This is a genomic window from Arcobacter thermotolerans (genome assembly GCF_983172305.1).
Genome location: NZ_CFAFZJ010000002.1, coordinates 158,952 through 175,463 on the forward strand (window position 1 = coordinate 158,952; position 16,512 = coordinate 175,463).

General features: G+C 26.3%; 15 protein-coding genes. 3 read left to right on the forward strand and 12 right to left on the reverse strand.

Features of this window, described 5'->3' with window-relative positions:
- Position 1: 1 nt before the first annotated feature.
- Together AC5LG6_RS02440 and hemH are read right to left on the reverse strand one after the other, a co-directional pair.
- A complete protein-coding gene (locus tag AC5LG6_RS02440) occupies positions 2-526 on the reverse strand; it encodes a lipocalin family protein (RefSeq protein ID WP_390839144.1) in 525 nt (174 codons plus the stop codon).
- 9 nt (positions 527-535) lie between these two features.
- A complete protein-coding gene (hemH, locus tag AC5LG6_RS02445; RefSeq protein WP_498585602.1) occupies positions 536-1,471 on the reverse strand; it encodes a ferrochelatase in 936 nt (311 codons plus the stop codon).
- Positions 1,472-1,619: 148 nt separating this feature from the next.
- Between hemH and AC5LG6_RS02450 the strand changes: the two genes are divergently transcribed.
- Genes AC5LG6_RS02450 through AC5LG6_RS02460 form a run of 3 tightly spaced genes read left to right on the forward strand, consistent with a single transcriptional unit; the run spans position 1,620 to position 5,021 of the window.
- Positions 1,620-3,014, forward strand: a complete 1,395-nt coding sequence (locus AC5LG6_RS02450; protein ID WP_498585603.1) for a cryptochrome/photolyase family protein — start codon at positions 1,620-1,622, stop codon at positions 3,012-3,014.
- A gap of 43 nt (positions 3,015-3,057) precedes the next feature.
- Positions 3,058-4,293, forward strand: a complete 1,236-nt coding sequence (locus tag AC5LG6_RS02455; RefSeq protein ID WP_498585604.1) for a putative DNA modification/repair radical SAM protein — start codon at positions 3,058-3,060, stop codon at positions 4,291-4,293.
- Complete coding sequence (locus tag AC5LG6_RS02460; protein ID WP_434271127.1) at positions 4,290-5,021, forward strand: TIGR03915 family putative DNA repair protein; 732 nt, start codon at positions 4,290-4,292, stop codon at positions 5,019-5,021. The genes AC5LG6_RS02455 and AC5LG6_RS02460 overlap by 4 nt, the downstream gene beginning before the upstream one ends.
- Position 5,022: 1 nt before the next feature.
- Here the strand turns inward: AC5LG6_RS02460 and AC5LG6_RS02465 are convergent, their stop codons facing one another.
- The 10 genes from AC5LG6_RS02465 to polA form a co-directional block, all read right to left on the reverse strand.
- On the reverse strand, positions 5,023-6,390 hold the full coding sequence (locus AC5LG6_RS02465) for an ABC1 kinase family protein (RefSeq protein WP_498585657.1): 1,368 nt from the start codon (positions 6,388-6,390) through the stop codon (positions 5,023-5,025).
- Positions 6,391-6,578: 188 nt separating this feature from the next.
- Positions 6,579-6,842: a hypothetical protein gene (locus AC5LG6_RS02470; RefSeq protein ID WP_066168903.1), complete on the reverse strand. Its 264-nt coding sequence runs from the start codon at positions 6,840-6,842 to the stop codon at positions 6,579-6,581.
- Between the two features lie 9 nt (positions 6,843-6,851).
- Positions 6,852-7,922 carry an EAL domain-containing protein gene (locus AC5LG6_RS02475; protein ID WP_498585605.1) on the reverse strand — a complete coding sequence of 357 codons (1,071 nt, stop codon included), beginning with the start codon at positions 7,920-7,922 and terminating at the stop codon, positions 6,852-6,854.
- A gap of 65 nt (positions 7,923-7,987) precedes the next feature.
- Positions 7,988-8,698 (reverse strand): LytR/AlgR family response regulator transcription factor, encoded by a 711-nt coding sequence (locus tag AC5LG6_RS02480; protein ID WP_498585606.1) that lies wholly within the window; start codon positions 8,696-8,698, stop codon positions 7,988-7,990.
- Positions 8,695-9,690 carry a sensor histidine kinase gene (locus AC5LG6_RS02485; RefSeq protein ID WP_498585607.1) on the reverse strand — a complete coding sequence of 332 codons (996 nt, stop codon included), beginning with the start codon at positions 9,688-9,690 and terminating at the stop codon, positions 8,695-8,697. Before AC5LG6_RS02485 ends, AC5LG6_RS02480 begins: the two co-directional genes overlap by 4 nt.
- Before the next feature lie 31 nt (positions 9,691-9,721).
- Complete coding sequence (locus AC5LG6_RS02490) at positions 9,722-11,134, reverse strand: phytoene desaturase family protein (protein ID WP_498585608.1); 1,413 nt, start codon at positions 11,132-11,134, stop codon at positions 9,722-9,724.
- On the reverse strand, positions 11,131-12,084 hold the full coding sequence (locus AC5LG6_RS02495; protein WP_498585609.1) for a YbgA family protein: 954 nt from the start codon (positions 12,082-12,084) through the stop codon (positions 11,131-11,133). Before AC5LG6_RS02495 ends, AC5LG6_RS02490 begins: the two co-directional genes overlap by 4 nt.
- A 106-nt stretch (positions 12,085-12,190) precedes the next feature.
- Entirely contained in the window at positions 12,191-12,700 is a 510-nt protein-coding gene (locus AC5LG6_RS02500) for a hypothetical protein (RefSeq protein WP_066168919.1), read from the reverse strand.
- Between the two features lie 80 nt (positions 12,701-12,780).
- Positions 12,781-13,758, reverse strand: a complete 978-nt coding sequence (locus AC5LG6_RS02505) for a calcium/sodium antiporter (protein ID WP_498585610.1) — start codon at positions 13,756-13,758, stop codon at positions 12,781-12,783.
- A gap of 42 nt (positions 13,759-13,800) precedes the next feature.
- Positions 13,801-16,485, reverse strand: coding sequence for a DNA polymerase I (gene polA, locus AC5LG6_RS02510; protein ID WP_498585611.1), 2,685 nt, complete (start codon positions 16,483-16,485; stop codon positions 13,801-13,803).
- Positions 16,486-16,512: the final 27 nt, after the last annotated feature.

The window sequence follows — 16,512 nt, forward strand, 5'->3', positions numbered from 1 at the left end:
CTTACTCCTGTATTGTATAAATAAGTTTTGACTTATCAAATCCCATATTTGAAATTTTTTCTAATAGTTTATTTAATACCTCATCACTAATAGTTTTCTCTCGTGAAAGTATCCATAAATACTCTTTAGATGGTGTTCCAATAATTGCATACTTATAATCATCATCTAAATCTAAAATCCAATAATCACCATAAAATGGTCTAAAAAAACTAACCTTTAATTTACTATTTGTTTCATCAACACTATATGCAACTGCCTTTGCATCTTTAAACTCATTTGTAGATATTTTTGTACAACTATTTACAACTTGAATCTTCTTATCCTCTCTTAAAGAGTAGTTTGCTTTTACATTTTTACAATCTTTTTGAAACTTATGTTCATATCGTGCAATTTCATACCAATCACCAAGATATCTTTGTAAATCAACTTTTTTTACAGTCTGTAAATCTGTCTCTTGTTTTGTACTACAAGATACAAAAAATATAGACAATAAAGCTATACAACAAAAACTAACTATTTTTTTCATGATTCTTCCTTATTTTAATTTTAAATCTTCATAGATAGTTTTTAAAGCTACTATAAAATTATAATTACTATTTGGTGTTTTTGCAACTCTATAATCTTTTATTCCGTGCTCTTTTGCTAATTCTCCATATTCTAACACTAATTCTCCTAAAGTTTCTGAATTATCAACAGTAAAAGATATAGGATAAACAATAACCTTTTTTCCTAACTCTTTAATCTTATCTTCCATATAAGGTTGTAACCATTTCATGGGACCAACTCTTGATTGATAAGCAAGATCTATTTTTTTGAAATTTATATTTTGTCTTTTTAACTCTTCTTTTACAAACTCAACATTTGCCAAAATATGTTTTTGATATAAATCACCCTTATCTATAACTCTTTGAGTTAATCCATGAGCTGAAAAAACTAACTCAAAATCTTCTGCTTTATCATCTTTTAGTGCCTCTTTTATTCTATCAACTATTGCTTTGTTATAAAATATATTATCGTAATAGTAATCAATAGTTTTTATTTTATGTTCTATTTTAAATTTTTTAGCACAAGATATAAAATCTTCAATAGAAGATAAAGTTGTAGTTCTTGAATAATGTGGATACATAGGTATTGCATAAATCTCATCATAATCTTTCACTTTTTCAATAACATCTTTTGCAAAAGGAGATGTATATCTCATCTCATAAAATACATCTGCATCTACAACTTTTTGTAATCTTCTTACTAATCTTTTGGTATATCCAACTATTGGAGAAACTCCACCTAATTTTCTATAGTTATCTTTTGCTATATTTAATCTTTTATATATAATTAATTTTGCTATTAAAGCTCTAATTGGTTGCGGAGCTCCTATAATATATTTGTCGTTAAACATATTTTTTAAAAATACTTCAACTTCATCAAGGTTATTTGGTCCACCCATATTCATTAAAACTATTGCTCTTTTCAAAATCTTTCCTAATTTTTATTTAAATTTATAATATATAGAAGATTTTTTGTAGCTATTTTTTGTTAGTTGATATTTAATTTAAAAAAATAAGGAATAAACTAACACATAAAGAGTACAAACAAACAGTTAAAATTAATAAAATCAACTTATGAAAATATTTATACTTTACCCAAACCAACTATTTAAAAACATCTCAAATTTTATGAATAAAAAAGTGCTTTTAATTGAAGAGCCACTATTTTTCACTCAATATGATTTTCATATTCAAAAGCTAATTTTACATAGAGCTAGTATGAAATTTTATGAAAACTATTTAAAACAAAATAATATTTTAGTTGAGTATTTTGAAGATGAGAGTTATCTTGAACTTTATAAAGATGAAGAGATTTTTGTCTATGAACTTTTTGATAACTATTTGGAAAAAAAAGTTTATAAAAACTTCTTAAATATAACAACAATTAAAAATCCAAATTTCATAAACCCAAATGATAAAAACAAATTTTTACATAAGTTTTATATAAATAGAAGAAAAGAGTTAAATATCTTTATGCAAAATGGAAAACCTCTTTTTGATAAATATAGTTTTGATGAGGATAATCGAAAAAAACTTCCAAAAGATATAAAAATTCCACCTACATTAGCTTTTGAAAATGAGTTTGTAAAAGAGGCAAAAGATTATTGCAAAAAGTTTAAGAGTGTTGGAGTTTGTGAATATTTTTACTATCCTACAACTTTTGAAGAAGCCTCTTTGCAACTAAACTATTTTTTAAAAGAGAAGTTTGAGAATTTTGGCTTCTATCAAGATGCAATCACAAAAGATACAAAGCAATCTTTTTTATTTCATTCAAATATCTCAAGTAGTTTAAATATTGGTTTGATTGATTTAAATGAGTTGATAGAAAAAATAGTAAATTCTAAAGCACCATATAATGCAAAAGAGGGATTTATAAGACAAATTATTGGTTGGCGTGAATTTATGCTGCGTGTTTATGAAGATGATGGAATACTCTTACGAAATTCAAACTTTTTTGAGTTTAAAAATCCAATTCCTAAAAAGATACTTGAAGCTAAAAGTGGAATACAAATTCTTGATGACACAATTTTAAAACTACAAAACACAGCCTATAATCACCATATAGAAAGGCTTATGATTTTAGGAAATATTTTTTTACTACTTGAAATCAAACCAAATGAGGTTTACGAGTTTTTTATGAAAAACTACATTGATGCTTATGATTGGGTTATGGTTGGAAATGTTTATGGAATGAGTGGTTTTAGTGATGGTGGAAGTATAACTACAAAACCATATATATCAAGTTCAAACTATTTATTAAAAATGAGTGATTATAGTAAAAATGAGAGTTGGTGTGAAATTTTAGATGCACTTTACTGGAGATTTTTATATAAATACTCTTTTAAGTTTGACAAAAATCCACGAATGAAGATGCAAATATCACTTTTAAATAAAATGTCAAAAGAGAAGTTAGAAAATCATCTTTTAGTTGCAAAAAAGTTTATAGATGATATTTTTATTACAAATTGAAATATTTTTGAATAAAAAAATTTATTTAAAGTAAAATTACAAAATGAAAAATGATATTTATGAAAAAATGGAAATTTTAGCAAATAGTGCAAAATATGATGTATCTTGCTCTTCAAGTGGAGTTGAAACTTCATACAAAAAAGGGGAACTTGGAGCAACTCACACAAGTGGAATTTGCCACACTTTCACACCTGATGGCAGATGCGTATCTTTGCTTAAAGTTTTACTTACAAATATTTGTATTTATGATTGTGCATATTGTATAAATCGTGTTTCAAATGATATTCCAAGAGCTGTTTTTTCTCCAAGAGAACTAGCAGACATCACAATAAATTTTTATAAAAGAAACTATATTGAAGGGTTGTTTTTAAGCTCTGGAATTGTAAAAGATGAAGACCATACTATGACTTTGATTTTAAAAGCTTTAAAGATTTTGCGATATGAGTATAAATTCAATGGTTACATTCATATAAAATTAATTCCTGGATGCTCTATGGAGTTAGTTGAAGAAATAGTTAAACTAGCAAATAGAGTAAGCTCAAATATAGAGCTTCCTAGTGATAAATCACTAAAACTTTTAGCACCAAATAAGACAAAAGAGAAGGTTTTACAACCACTAAAATTTGCACGAGATTTAAGTTTAAAAAAGGAGCAAAAACCAATAGGAATGAGTACACAACTAATAGTTGGAGCAACACCTGAAAGTGATAGAGATATACTTAAACTTAGTTCTGCTTTATATGATAAAGCTTTGTTAAAAAGGGTTTATTACAGTGCTTATATTCCAGTAAACAATGATAAAAACCTTCCCTCAGTTGTGACAAAACCACCACTTTTAAGAGAGCATAGACTTTATCAAGCTGATTGGTTATTAAGATTTTATGATTTTTCTTGGGATGAGATAGTAACAGATGAGTTTCCAAATTTAGATGAAGAGTTAGATCCAAAAACATTTTGGGCATTAAACAATCTAAAATATTTTCCAATGGAGATAAACACAGCTTCAAAAGAGGAGTTATTAAGAATTCCTGGAATTGGAGCAAGAGGTGTTATGAAGATTTTAAGTGCAAGAAGATTTAAACAACTTACTTTTGATGATTTAAAAAAACTAAAAATTTCAATAAAAAAAGCAAAATATTTTATCACTTGCAACAAAGAGTTTCAAAGGCAAGTTCCATTTTACAAAGAAAATCTCAAACTTGCACTTACTAAACCTGAACCAAAAAAATTAGTTCAACCAACACTTTTTGATGTTAGCTCAATTACAGGTGAGATATGATTTTACTTTATGATGGAACTTTTGAGGGATTTTTATCTTTGGTTTATGAGGTTTATTATAAAAAATTAAAACCTACAAAAATATATAAAACTCTTCCAAATGAGATCTTATTTGAAGAGATTTTAGAGATAAACAGTTCAAAAGAGAGTGGAATAAAAGTTTTGAATGCCATAAAAACAAAATTTCCAAAAGAGATTTTAGAGAAAATTTTAAATATCTTTATGTGCGATTCAAAGGAGTTTGAAATGGCTCTTTTAGAGTATATTGTTATTGGTTTTAAAGATTCAAAACAGCTATACAATATAAACAACTCTTGCGTTTTTTATCTAAATAATCTTGAAAAAGAGTTGTTTAGAGTGACTCATAAATTAACTGGATTTATAAGATTTGAAGAGTTAGAAGATAAAACTTTATATGCAAAAATTGAATCCAAATTCAATGTTGTTTATTTTTTAGGAAAACACTTTCTAAAAAGATTCAACAACCAAAATTTTATAATTCATGACATAAATAGAAAACTAGCTTTTGTAAAAATGCAAAATGATTACTCAATAAAAGAGGTTGCTTTTTTTGATGAACCAAATTATTCATCAAATGAAGAAAAATTTCAAAAACTATGGAAAAGTTTTTTTAGTGGAGTTACTATAAATGAAAGAACTAATTTAAAGCTTCAAACTCAAATGGTGCCACTTTTATATAGAACTTATATGAGTGAATTTAAAAATTAAACTATTTGATAAACCAAACTTTTAAAAACCCTAAAGAGACCAAAATCAAAGCAAGATTTTTTAAACTCTCATCATAAAAGATTAAAAATATACCAAATAGAATAAAAGATAAAGATTTTAGATAAGTTCCAAAATACTCTTTTAAATCTTTTTTTATAAACTCTAGTTGCTCTTTGTTTATTTGTACTTCAAGTTCACCTTTTGAACCTTTTGCAACTAGTTGTTTTAGATTTTTTATAAATTTAGGAAATGACTCTAACTCATCTAAAACTATTTGAGAAATTGTAGTTTTAACTCCTAAAGCTTTTGGAAGATTATCTTTTAAAATTGGTAAAATATCTTTTACACCATTGAAATTTTCTATATAAGTTGTTCCTAAACCCTCTATTATTGCACTAACTCTTAAAATATAAACAGCATCACTTGGAAGTTTAAATGGTAAATCTCTTGTACTTTCTAAAACTTCAAATGCTAGTTTTTGCATGGATTCACTAGATAAATTATCGTTTGAAAAAATTTCAAACATCTTTTGACTAAACTGGGCCATCAAAGCTTCAGGTGCTTCATAGCTAATAGTTCCAAGTTTTTTGTTTGCTCTTACAAAAGTTTCAAAATCGCCTCTATTTGCACCATCAATTAGCTCAATTATAGCAACTCTTGAATCATTTGGTATATTTTTAACCATTCCAAAATCAAGTAAAATTAGCTCTCCATTTGTATTTACAAGCAAATTTCCAGGGTGTGGGTCGGCATGAAAATATCCATTTATTAGCATCTGCTCTGTGTAGAAGTTTACAAGTTTTGAGATAATTTGTTTAAAATCAATATCATATTTTTCTAAAGAAGTTTTATCATCAAATCTAAAACCATCCATAAAACTCATAACTATGGCACTATTTGAGCAAAACTCTTCAAAAGGTTGTGGAAACAAAACTCCACTATCTTTATATGTAGCAGAGAACTTTTTTAAATTTTCAAGCTCTATTGTAAGGTTTGTCTCATCTTTTATCATAGATGAAAACTCATTTATAACAGCATCTATTGAATTTTTTGTGTAATATGAAAAAAGTGGTCTAAAAAGTTTGTTGAATAAGTTTAATATTTTTATATCAACTCTTACTTGTTTTTCAATATTTTTTCTTCTTAATTTAACTGCAACTTTTGTATCATCTTGTAAATATGCAATATGAACTTGACCAATAGAAGCACTAGCAATTGGCTCATTTTCAAACTTTTTAAAACACTGTTGCTTGAAAGACTCTTTAAAAATATCTTCAAAATCAGATTTAGACATTTTTGGAAGTTTGTCGTGTAGCTCTTTTAGCTCATCTAAATACTCTTTTGAAAAAAAATCAGATCTAGTTGCCAAAACTTGTGCAAGTTTTATAAAACTAGCTCCCAAAAAAAATATTGTCTCTTTTAGTTTTTTTGGCTTTAAAGCTTTAATGAACAAAAAACTATCCCTTTTTTTAATAAGTAAAAAAAGAGATAGTAAGAATCTAAAGATTAAATAGACTCTAAAAGGTGAGAAAAGTTTAAGATAGATATAAAAAGTTTTTATTTTAAATCCTCTTTTAACTTCTCTAAATCAGCTTTTGTAGCAACTCCTAGTTCGTCTAAAACCTCTTTAAACATATCTTTTATCTTAGCTTTAATTCGCTCATCTTCATCTTTTCCTTTTTGTTCTAAAGACTCTAAGAAACTCTTTGCATCGCTAGTTTTGATTTTTCCTTTCTCCTCAAGAGTTTTTAACTCCTCTTCAACTCGCTCTTTTAAAAGTAACGCTCCACCAAGTCCTGTAAATAAAATCTCTTTTAACATAAAAACTCCTTAAAAATTAATTTTTCTAATTGGCTCCGAAGATGGCTTTGCAAAGTAGTAACCTTGCACCAATGAAGCACCATTGTCTTTTAAGTATAAATACTCCTCTTTAGTCTCAATTCCTTCTGCTAATACTGTAATATTATTCTCTTTTGCAATATTTACTATAGCTGTAAAAACAGATTGATTTGATCTATTTTTATCAATATCTTTTACTATTTCTCTATCAACTTTTACAATATCAGGCAGAAGTTGAACAATCATATTTAAAGAGGAGTATCCACTTCCAACATCATCTAATGCTACCATAAAACCTTTTGATTTATAAAAATTCAAAATATTTTTCAAGTGTTCAATATCTTCTATATTTTCACTCTCAACAACTTCAAATATTACATTTTTTGGATCAAACTCTAAAGAGTTTGCCCATTTTACAGTAGATTGTAAACAGTGATTTGGATCATAAATTGCTGTTGGAATAAAGTTTATAAAAACTTTTGCTCTAATATTTTTAATAGCAGCAGTTTTTAGTGAACTCTCTCTACAAGCTCTATCTAAATAAAAAAGCATATCTCCATCTTTTGCCCAAGTAAAAAGTTTATCTGGATAAACTAAAGTTCCATCCTCATTTACACCTCTTGCAAGAGTTTCATAACCATAAATTGTATTAGTTTTTACATCTAAAATTGGTTGAAAATGTGCTGTTAAACCACCTTTTGAGAGTAAAGATGATAACTCTTGAGCTGAAATTAAATTTTTGTACTTTTCCAAACTCTTTACATCTCTAATTTTTGAGTAATCCAGCTTTTCATTTTCACTTAAACTAAGAATATAAATAGCTTCTCTTTCATGTTTTTTAAAAATATTTTTTGAAAGAAGATTGCTTAAAAACTCAATAAAAGAAGAAGTTTTTACAACAACTGTCAAACTATCCTCTTTTAAATAATTAATACCGCTATCATCTAAAAAATCTCTAAATTTTTTAGACAACTCAACAACTTCAAAACCAAAAATAAGACTAGATTCCGTATCTTTTATTATTGGTAAAGTTTGACACTTTATACAAGATGATGTAGGCATACTTACTCCTCTTTTTTTAAAATTTTAATAGAATTTAAAATTTTTGGTACTACTTTAATGCCAATTTATATACTTTTTTTATCTAAATACTCTCTAAACTCTTTTGCACCATCTTTTGAGCTTACAATAAACTCATCAATACCACTAAAATATATCTCTAGTTTTGATTGCTCTACACTTTTTATAGATTTTATCTTTTCAACATTTACAATATAGGATCTGTGAACTCTAAAAAAATTTTTATCTTTTAATATCTCTTCTAAATCTCCAATCTTCTTTTTTGCATAAACAAAGTTATCTTTATTTCGTATAATAATCTCATCTAAATCAGCTTTTATATAAAAAATCTCATCTATCTCAACTAAATAGATTTTATCAGAAACCTTTCCTAAAATTTTTTTTGAACTATTAACTTTTTCCTCTTTATACAAAGATATTTTTTGTAAAGTTTTTTTTAGTTCAATATCTTCAACAGGTTTTAGCAAATACCCCATTCCACCTTTTTTAAAGGCATCCAAAGCATACTCTTCATAAGCAGTTTGAAACACTATAAAAGTTTTTGGCTCAATATTAAGTATTAGTTCAGCTAGTTCTAAACCACTAAAATTTGGCATAGAGATATCCAAAAAAGCAGCATCAAATTTTGTTTTTGAAATCTCTTTTATAGCTTCTAAAGGGTCACTAAATTCAACTATATCAAAAATATTGTTATCATTTAAAACTCTTTTTAATCTTGCAAGTGCCAAACTCTCATCATCTACTATTAATACTTTCAATTTTTATCCTTTAAAATAATAGAAAAAGCCATATTTTCACTATCCGAAATATATTCAAGTTTTCCTATATTTAATATTTTTAATCTATTTTCTAAATTTGACAAACCTGTTTTAAATTTAATGTTTGAACTTTTTTTACCATCATTTGAAACTTTTATAGAATTTTTATCAAATTTAATATAAATATTTAACTCTTTTCCCAAATATCCATGTTTTATACCATTTTCAACCAAAAGTTGTATTGAAAATTTTGGTATTTTTACAAATTTTAAATCTTTATAATCATCTATATGCAAAACTACTTTGTTGTCAAATCTAATATTTTCAATTCCAACATAAGTTTGAACCATTAAAATCTCATTTTCAAGGGTAACTAAACTCTCTTTATTTATAGCATTTCTTAAAAATTTAGATAGTTGTAAAACAGCATCTTCTGCCTTTTTCTTATCGCTATAGATTAGTTGTGAAACAGAGTTTAGTGCGTTAAATAGAAAATGTGGATTTAACTCATTTTCTAAAGATTTTAATTTTGACTCTAAAATCTCTTTTGCTATTTGACTATTTTTATTTTTTAAAGATACAAATTGATGAAGTATCAAAGCTATTAGAAGTGTTAAAAAACCAACAACAACTGCAATACTAAACCAAAATGAACTTACTAAAAAGATAACTTCAAAATCACTATTATAATATATAAAAAAAGCAGATAAAAATCCTAGAAATCCTGATAAAAAAGAGAAAAATAGACTTAAACTTGTCCAAAATTTTTTATCTATTTTTGGAAGAATAGATCTATTTGAGTAACTTATTAAAATCATTGCAAAAATAGCTATAAAAAAAGCTGTGCTTATGCTAAAAATAATTGTTGAAATTGTTTGTAAATCTTTATTTAAAAAATAGAAAATCAAAGATTGGAAAAATCCAAATAGTATTCCAATTATTAAGATATTTAACCAATCTTTTGATGATATTTTAAGTTCATCTTTTATCATTTTAAACCTTTTTATATTTAAGCTATTTTATCTAAATTAAGTTTTGGTTTAAAACTTTAACCCCTAAAGCAACTCCAGGCCATCCTTGCCCAGCAAAAACAGAATCTCCAATATTGTAAAGATTTTTAAATGGAGTTGTAGAGCTTGGAATTTTAAAAATATTTTTAAGATTCAAAGGTGTTGCTCCACAATTAAATCTATTTATATATCTTTTAAATGTCTTACTTGTAGCACAAAACTCTATTTTAATATCCTCTATTTTAATATCAGAAATATTTTTTAATAACTCATCTATTATAAAGTTTTTTGTAAACTCCTTTTTTCTCTCATACTCATCTTTTGAAAGATTACTCCAAAATAGAGCTTTTGTATGAAAAGATATAGTTACAGAGTAACCATTTTTTGATAGTTTTTTATCATCTTTGTGGCTAAAAGATACAAAGAAACTTTTTGATACACTATTTGGAATAGTATCTTTTAATATAATTTGATAGTGATTTAAAAACTCTTTTTGTGAATCAATCTTTAAATAAATTACAAAAGCACTTTGATCATAAAACTCAAATTTTTTATAGTAATTTTTAATATCTTCATCTAAAAAAATTTCACTACACTCAAAAACAGGAGTATTTAAAACAACTTTTGAAGATAGATACTCATTTTTATTAGAGATTAATCTATAAAAATCTCTCTCTTTCTTTATATATTTTATCTCTTCACTTTTTCTTACATCTATATCTTTTAGCATATCATCAAAAAGTTTTCCCATTCCACCATTTGCATAAAAAATTTTGTGAAAAGGGTATGATAAAGCAATTGCAAAAGATAGGAGTGGAATATCTTTTGAACTTGATTGAAGTGTAATTTGAAGTTGAGCATCTACAAAATCTTCATACTCTTTTGAAATATCACCTAAAACCTCTTTTATAAAACTTTTGGCACTTTTAAACATCAAAGTTTTATACTCTTTGAAAAGTATCTCAACTGTTTTTAGAGTTTTTAGGTATGAATTTAAACTATATTTTGCAAAATATATATCTTTTAATCTCCAAAATCTCTCATCAATATCTTTTAAAGTTTGCCAAAAATATCTATTGTTTTTATGATAAAAAACTGTGTTTAAACTATCTAAGAACTCTTCAAAATCACATTTTCTATCAATAATTTTTCCATCTATAATAGTTCTATATGCATAAGAACTCTCTATTAAATCAGGGGTAAAATTTACAATATCAAAAATATCTTTTAAAATGTGATTCTCTTCATAACCAACAAAAGTTGTAGCTCCACTATTAAAATAGTTTCCAAACCTTTTAAATGTAGATGCTGTTCCACCTAGGTTTTTATCTTTTTCAAATAGTATTAAATCTTTATCTTTATTCAAAATTGATATTAAGCTTCCACCTATTCCACTTCCAATAACAGATAAATCAATTTTTTTCATTTAAAACTCTTCAAATCACTTCTAAGCGCTAATTTTGAAGGATATGGATTTAAAAATTTTTGATTTTTTAAATAAGTTATATCAAATCTATTTATATAAATATTAAATATCTTAATTACACTAATTAGTGGAATTACCCTATTTTTAAAATCGTACATACTCTCTAAAATATCAACTTTTTCCTCTTTTGTTATATGTTTTTTAAAATATCCAAAAATATGAAGTAATATATTGTAAGTTTTATTCAGAGTTGATTTTGTAGCTATTGCTTTTAAAAATTCTGCTTCATAATTTTTATAAAGCTCTTCAATATCTTTTTTTTCGCTATTTGCAACAATTTTTCCTAATATTTTATAAGAGTTTTGTGATTTTGAGTATATTAAATATTTATATGATGTGTGAAACTCAACTAAGTTTGAAATTTTTTTCTCTTTTTTTAGTAACTCTTTCAAATCAGCATAAGAGTAAACTTGCATTAAAAAATTTTCTCTAAGCCAAGCATCATTTAATCTACCCTCTTCTTCTATTGGTAGATTTGGCATTTTTTCTTTTAGTTTTTTTGCAAAAACACCAACTCCATTTTTAATTGATGGCGCATTTAATGGTTGATAAATTTTAACCCTCTCCATTCCGCATGAAGGTGATGCTGATTTTAAAACAAAACCACACAAATCATCATTGCAAGCTTTTAAAGCCATCTTTTCACAAGCATCATCTAGTATATCTGTTACATCTTTTGGCTCTTTTGTAGATGTAAATATTTTAACTTCTCCATCTATAGAAACTTGTCTAATAGCTTCTCTAGGAGCACTCCAAATAGAATTTTCAGGACAATATGGTAAAAGAGTAAAATAATCTTTTAAACTATTAAATACAAAATCATCTTTTGCACCATGACCATCATATCTACACATATTTCCTAACAAACAAGATGAAACTCCTAAAATCATAATAAAGCCTTTTTTTATTTTATTTTATAATATAAAAAAGCTTTTTTGTATAGTTATTTTATAAGTTTATAATACTTTTAATAGTGTTATCTTCAAATATAGTAAGTTATGCAATACTAGGAATCATAAAATCAGATTTTTTAATAAGCTTTGAAGCTCTTTTTGTAAATTCATTTTCTAGTTTTACTCTATTTTTTGATACATACTCCAAAACAAGTGGTTCTTGTTTTTGAATAAGATTTAAAATAGCAAGCTTCATTGATGTATAAAAATCATCATCTTTATAAATTTTTTCTGCAATATTCTCTATTGAAATTTTATTTTGATTTTCATTAAAGCTATTTTCCAAAAGTTCTAAAACTTTTTTAGCTACCTTATAATTTGTTATATGTCTTAAAAATTTATAAAACTTTATTGCTAAGTCAAAAAGATAGTCTTGATTACCAATCTCTTCTATTTTAGAAATTTTACCTTTATTCAAATATTCAATTAAATCCTCATCACTAAAAGCATACTCTAAAAGTGAAATTATCTTTCTTTTATCATGCTTTTTCCATTTATAATAAGTAGGTGCTGAAAATTGAAAAAGATTTATCATTATCATCTCTCTTGTCATATCTTACCTTTAAAAATTTTTTACCATTATATACTTATATAAATAATGATTTGATAAAGATGAATAAATAAGAAAAGAGTTTAACTATTTACCAAACTCATTCCTAAATATGTGTTATATGCGATATAACAAAGAATTAAAATTGTTCCTTCAACTTTATTTATTCTTCCATCTCTTCCTTTAAAGCCATAAGCCATAACAAAGAGTGCAATTGTTAAAAGAAGCATAATTATCCAATCTCTTTGTAGAACTTCAAGAGGAATATTATTCATAGGTGCAATTACAACAGCAATTCCAATTACTGCTAAAAGGTTGAACATATTTGATCCAACAATATTTCCAATAGCAATATCATGCTCACCTTTTCGTGCTGCAATTACAGAAGCTGCAAGTTCAGGTAAAGAGGTTCCTAAAGCTACAATAGTTAAGCCAATTATTAAATCACTAACTCCAAACTCAACAGCAACTCCAACAGCTCCCCAAACAAGTATTCTTGAACTTACTATTAATAAAATAAGTCCAAAAATAAGCCAAATAACTCCAAGTTTTAAACTCATAGAGTGCTCTTTTAACTCTATATCCATCTCACTTTCTAAACTATCACCCCTACTTTTTAAGGCTGTATAAACAGACCATAAAACTAGTGCAAAAAAGCCTACTAAAAGTATAACTCCTTCAAAAAGTGTTAAACTATTATCCAAAAGCAAATATCCTGTAAGCAATACGATTAGAAGTAAAAGTGGAATCTCTTTTTTAACTATTTTTGAATTAACCATAATTGGAGAGACAATAGCTGTAACTCCCAAAATCAATGCAATATTTACAATATTTGATCCAATAGCATTTCCAAGTGCAAGCCCTGAATTTCCTTCATAAGCTGCTATTGCAGAAACTACCATCTCAGGAGCACTTGTTCCAAATCCAACAATTAAAATACCTATTAATAAACTTGGCATTCCAAGATGTTTTGCTGTTGATGCAGCACCATCTACAAACCTATCTGCACTCCAAACTAAAAGAGCAAATCCTAATACTACTGCTAGTAGATAAAATATCATAAATATATCTTCCTTAATAAATTTTCGGAAGTATACTTTTAATTATTTTAAATCTTGCCAAGAGTTAGCAACACCAACAGATACTTTCAAAGGAACATTTAATACAAAAATACTCTCCATAATATCTTTTATATCTTTGCTTACCTCATCAACATACTCATCTTTAACTTCAAAAATAAGCTCATCATGGATTTGTAAAAGCATTTTTACATTTGGATTATCTTTATATTTTAGATGGATATTTATCATAGATAGTTTTATTAAATCAGCTGCACTTCCTTGAAATAGTGTATTTACAGCCTCCCTTAAATATGCAGCTTTTAACATAGGAGTTGCACCTTGAAAATCAAAAAACCTTTTTCTATTTAATAGTGTTTTTACATAACCCTTTTCAATAGCTTCATCTTCAATAGATTTAAAATAATCTTTTACACTTTTAAATGCTTCAAAGTATGAATCAATATATGTTTTTGCCTCTTTTGTAGAAATTCCTAAAGTATCTGATAGTTTTTTACTTCCCATTCCATATAAAAGCCCAAAGTTTATAGTTTTTGCAATAGCTCTTTTATCTTTTGCTTCATCTTCACCAAAAATCTTAATAGCAGTTTGTAAGTGAATATCTAAATCTTGTTTAAATGCATTTACAAGTGCTTCATCTTTTGAAAAATGAGCAAGAAGCCTAAGCTCAATTTGTGAATAATCAACTCCAACAAGCTTATAACCCTCTTGTGCTATAAAAGCTCTTCTAATTTGAATATCACTAAAAGCTCCAACAGGAATATTTTGTAAATTTGGATTTTTTGAGCTTAATCTTCCTGTTGTAGTACCTGTATGTAAAAATGAAGAGAAAACTCTATTTTCACTATCTTTTAATCCAAGATCTAAAAGTGGTTCAATATATGTTGAGTGAAGTTTAAAAGCCTCTCTATATTTTAATAAAAGAGGAACTACTTTATGCTCATTTTTTAAGCTCTCCAAAACAGACTCATCTGTACTATAACCTGTTTTTGTCTTCTTTGAAGATGCAAGTCCTAGTTTTTCAAACAAAATCACACCCAACTGTTTTGGAGAGTTTATATTAAAACTCTCTCCACAAGCTTCATAAATATTTTGAGTTAATTCATTTAGATAAATTAAACTTTTATCTTTATAATCTTTTAGAAGTTTTATATCTACTTTTATACCTTTTTGCTCCATTGAAGCTAAAACATAAATAAAGTTAAACTCTAGCTCAAAAGCTATACTTAAAAGTTCATCTTCGCCTCTTTGTTTAAAAATCTCAAGCTGTTTATTAAATAGTTTCAAAGTCATCAAAGCATCTTCAGCTGCATATTGTGTTGCTTTTTCTAACTCAACACTTGAAAAATCTTCACCTTTTTTTACAACTTGAGAAAAAGAAACCATATCTATTTGAAAATATTTTTTTATTTGATAATCTATTCCAACTTTCTCACTTGTATCTAAAAGCCACGATAAAATCATAGTATCTGCATATAATTTTAAATCTAAATCAAAATTGTTTTTTACAATTTGCCAATCATATTTGAAGTTTTGAAAAACAAGTTTATATCTATTTAAAATCTCTATTGCTTTTTTAGCAGCATCAATTGAAATTTGATTTCCAACACCTAAGTAGTTATGAGCTATTGGTACATAATATGCTTTTTTATCTTCATAACAAAATGAGAATCCAACTATTTTTGCTTTTGCCGTATCAAGATTGGTTGTCTCTGTATCAAATGCAATTATTGCATCTCTTGGAATTTTATTTATTGCTAAAGTTAAATCATTTTCATTATTTAATAAAATATACTCAATTTTCTCATCTTCTACCTTTTTTGGAACTTCTGTTTTATAATTTAAACCATTTCTATTTACTCTTTCAATGATTCTGTGCATATCATAAGACTCTAAATCCGAAGCTATTTTTAAAATTGGATTTTCAAGCGGTAAAGAAAACTCATCTATATTTGATATAAAGTGACAATCATCTTTTAAAGTTACAAGTTGTTTTGATAAAAAAGCATTCTCTTTTCCTTCAATTAATAGCTCTTTTGTTCTTTTTTTATCAATATTTTCAATATTTTCATAGATATTTTCAAGTGTTCCAAATTGTTCTATCAAAGTTTGTGCTGTTTTTGCACCAACTCCTTTTACTCCTGGAATATTATCAGCTGTATCACCAACTAATGCTTGATAATCTATAAACTGTTTTGGAGTAACTCCATATTTTTCTATACATTTTGCTTCATTAATAATCTGTTTTTTAGTTGGGTCAAACAAATATACACTATTTTTATCATCAATTAGTTGATATAAATCTTTATCATGAGATACAATTCTTACCTCAAAGCCTTTTTCCTTTGCATCTTTTGCAATTGAAGCAACCATATCATCAGCTTCATATCCAGTTCTAATAGCTATTTTAAATCCCATTTTCTCAACCCAAGATATTGCAACTGGAAGTTGAGTTAATAAATCTTCTGGAACATCTGGTCTTTGAGCTTTGTAGTTATCAAATAACTCATTTCTAAAAGTTGTCCCTTTTGCATCAAGAGCAAAAACTATATAATCTGTCTTAAAATCTTTTCCAATTCCAGCAACAAAGTTCATAAAACCTGTTAAAAGTCCAGTTGGGAAACCATTATTTGATCGCAAGGGTGGAAGTGCAAAATAACTTCTAAATAAAAATCCAAATGTATCGATAATTGTAATGCTCTTTTTCATAATATTCTTTCAATGTGAGTTTATAGA

What these genes read in the sequence shown, in the direction of transcription:
- AC5LG6_RS02440 (WP_390839144.1), bottom strand. Translation starts at nt 526, where the DNA reads ATGAAAAAAATAGTTAGTTTTTGTTGTATAGCTTTATTGTCTATATTT.
- AC5LG6_RS02450 (WP_498585603.1), top strand. Translation starts at nt 1,620, where the DNA reads ATGAAAATATTTATACTTTACCCAAACCAACTATTTAAAAACATCTCA.
- AC5LG6_RS02455 (WP_498585604.1), top strand. Translation starts at nt 3,058, where the DNA reads ATGAAAAATGATATTTATGAAAAAATGGAAATTTTAGCAAATAGTGCA.
- AC5LG6_RS02460 (WP_434271127.1), top strand. Translation starts at nt 4,290, where the DNA reads ATGATTTTACTTTATGATGGAACTTTTGAGGGATTTTTATCTTTGGTT.
- AC5LG6_RS02470 (WP_066168903.1), bottom strand. Translation starts at nt 6,842, where the DNA reads ATGTTAAAAGAGATTTTATTTACAGGACTTGGTGGAGCGTTACTTTTA.
- AC5LG6_RS02475 (WP_498585605.1), bottom strand. Translation starts at nt 7,922, where the DNA reads ATGCCTACATCATCTTGTATAAAGTGTCAAACTTTACCAATAATAAAA.
- AC5LG6_RS02485 (WP_498585607.1), bottom strand. Translation starts at nt 9,690, where the DNA reads ATGATAAAAGATGAACTTAAAATATCATCAAAAGATTGGTTAAATATC.
- AC5LG6_RS02490 (WP_498585608.1), bottom strand. Translation starts at nt 11,134, where the DNA reads ATGAAAAAAATTGATTTATCTGTTATTGGAAGTGGAATAGGTGGAAGC.
- AC5LG6_RS02495 (WP_498585609.1), bottom strand. Translation starts at nt 12,084, where the DNA reads ATGATTTTAGGAGTTTCATCTTGTTTGTTAGGAAATATGTGTAGATAT.
- AC5LG6_RS02500 (WP_066168919.1), bottom strand. Translation starts at nt 12,700, where the DNA reads ATGACAAGAGAGATGATAATGATAAATCTTTTTCAATTTTCAGCACCT.
- AC5LG6_RS02505 (WP_498585610.1), bottom strand. Translation starts at nt 13,758, where the DNA reads ATGATATTTTATCTACTAGCAGTAGTATTAGGATTTGCTCTTTTAGTT.
- polA (WP_498585611.1), bottom strand. Translation starts at nt 16,485, where the DNA reads ATGAAAAAGAGCATTACAATTATCGATACATTTGGATTTTTATTTAGA.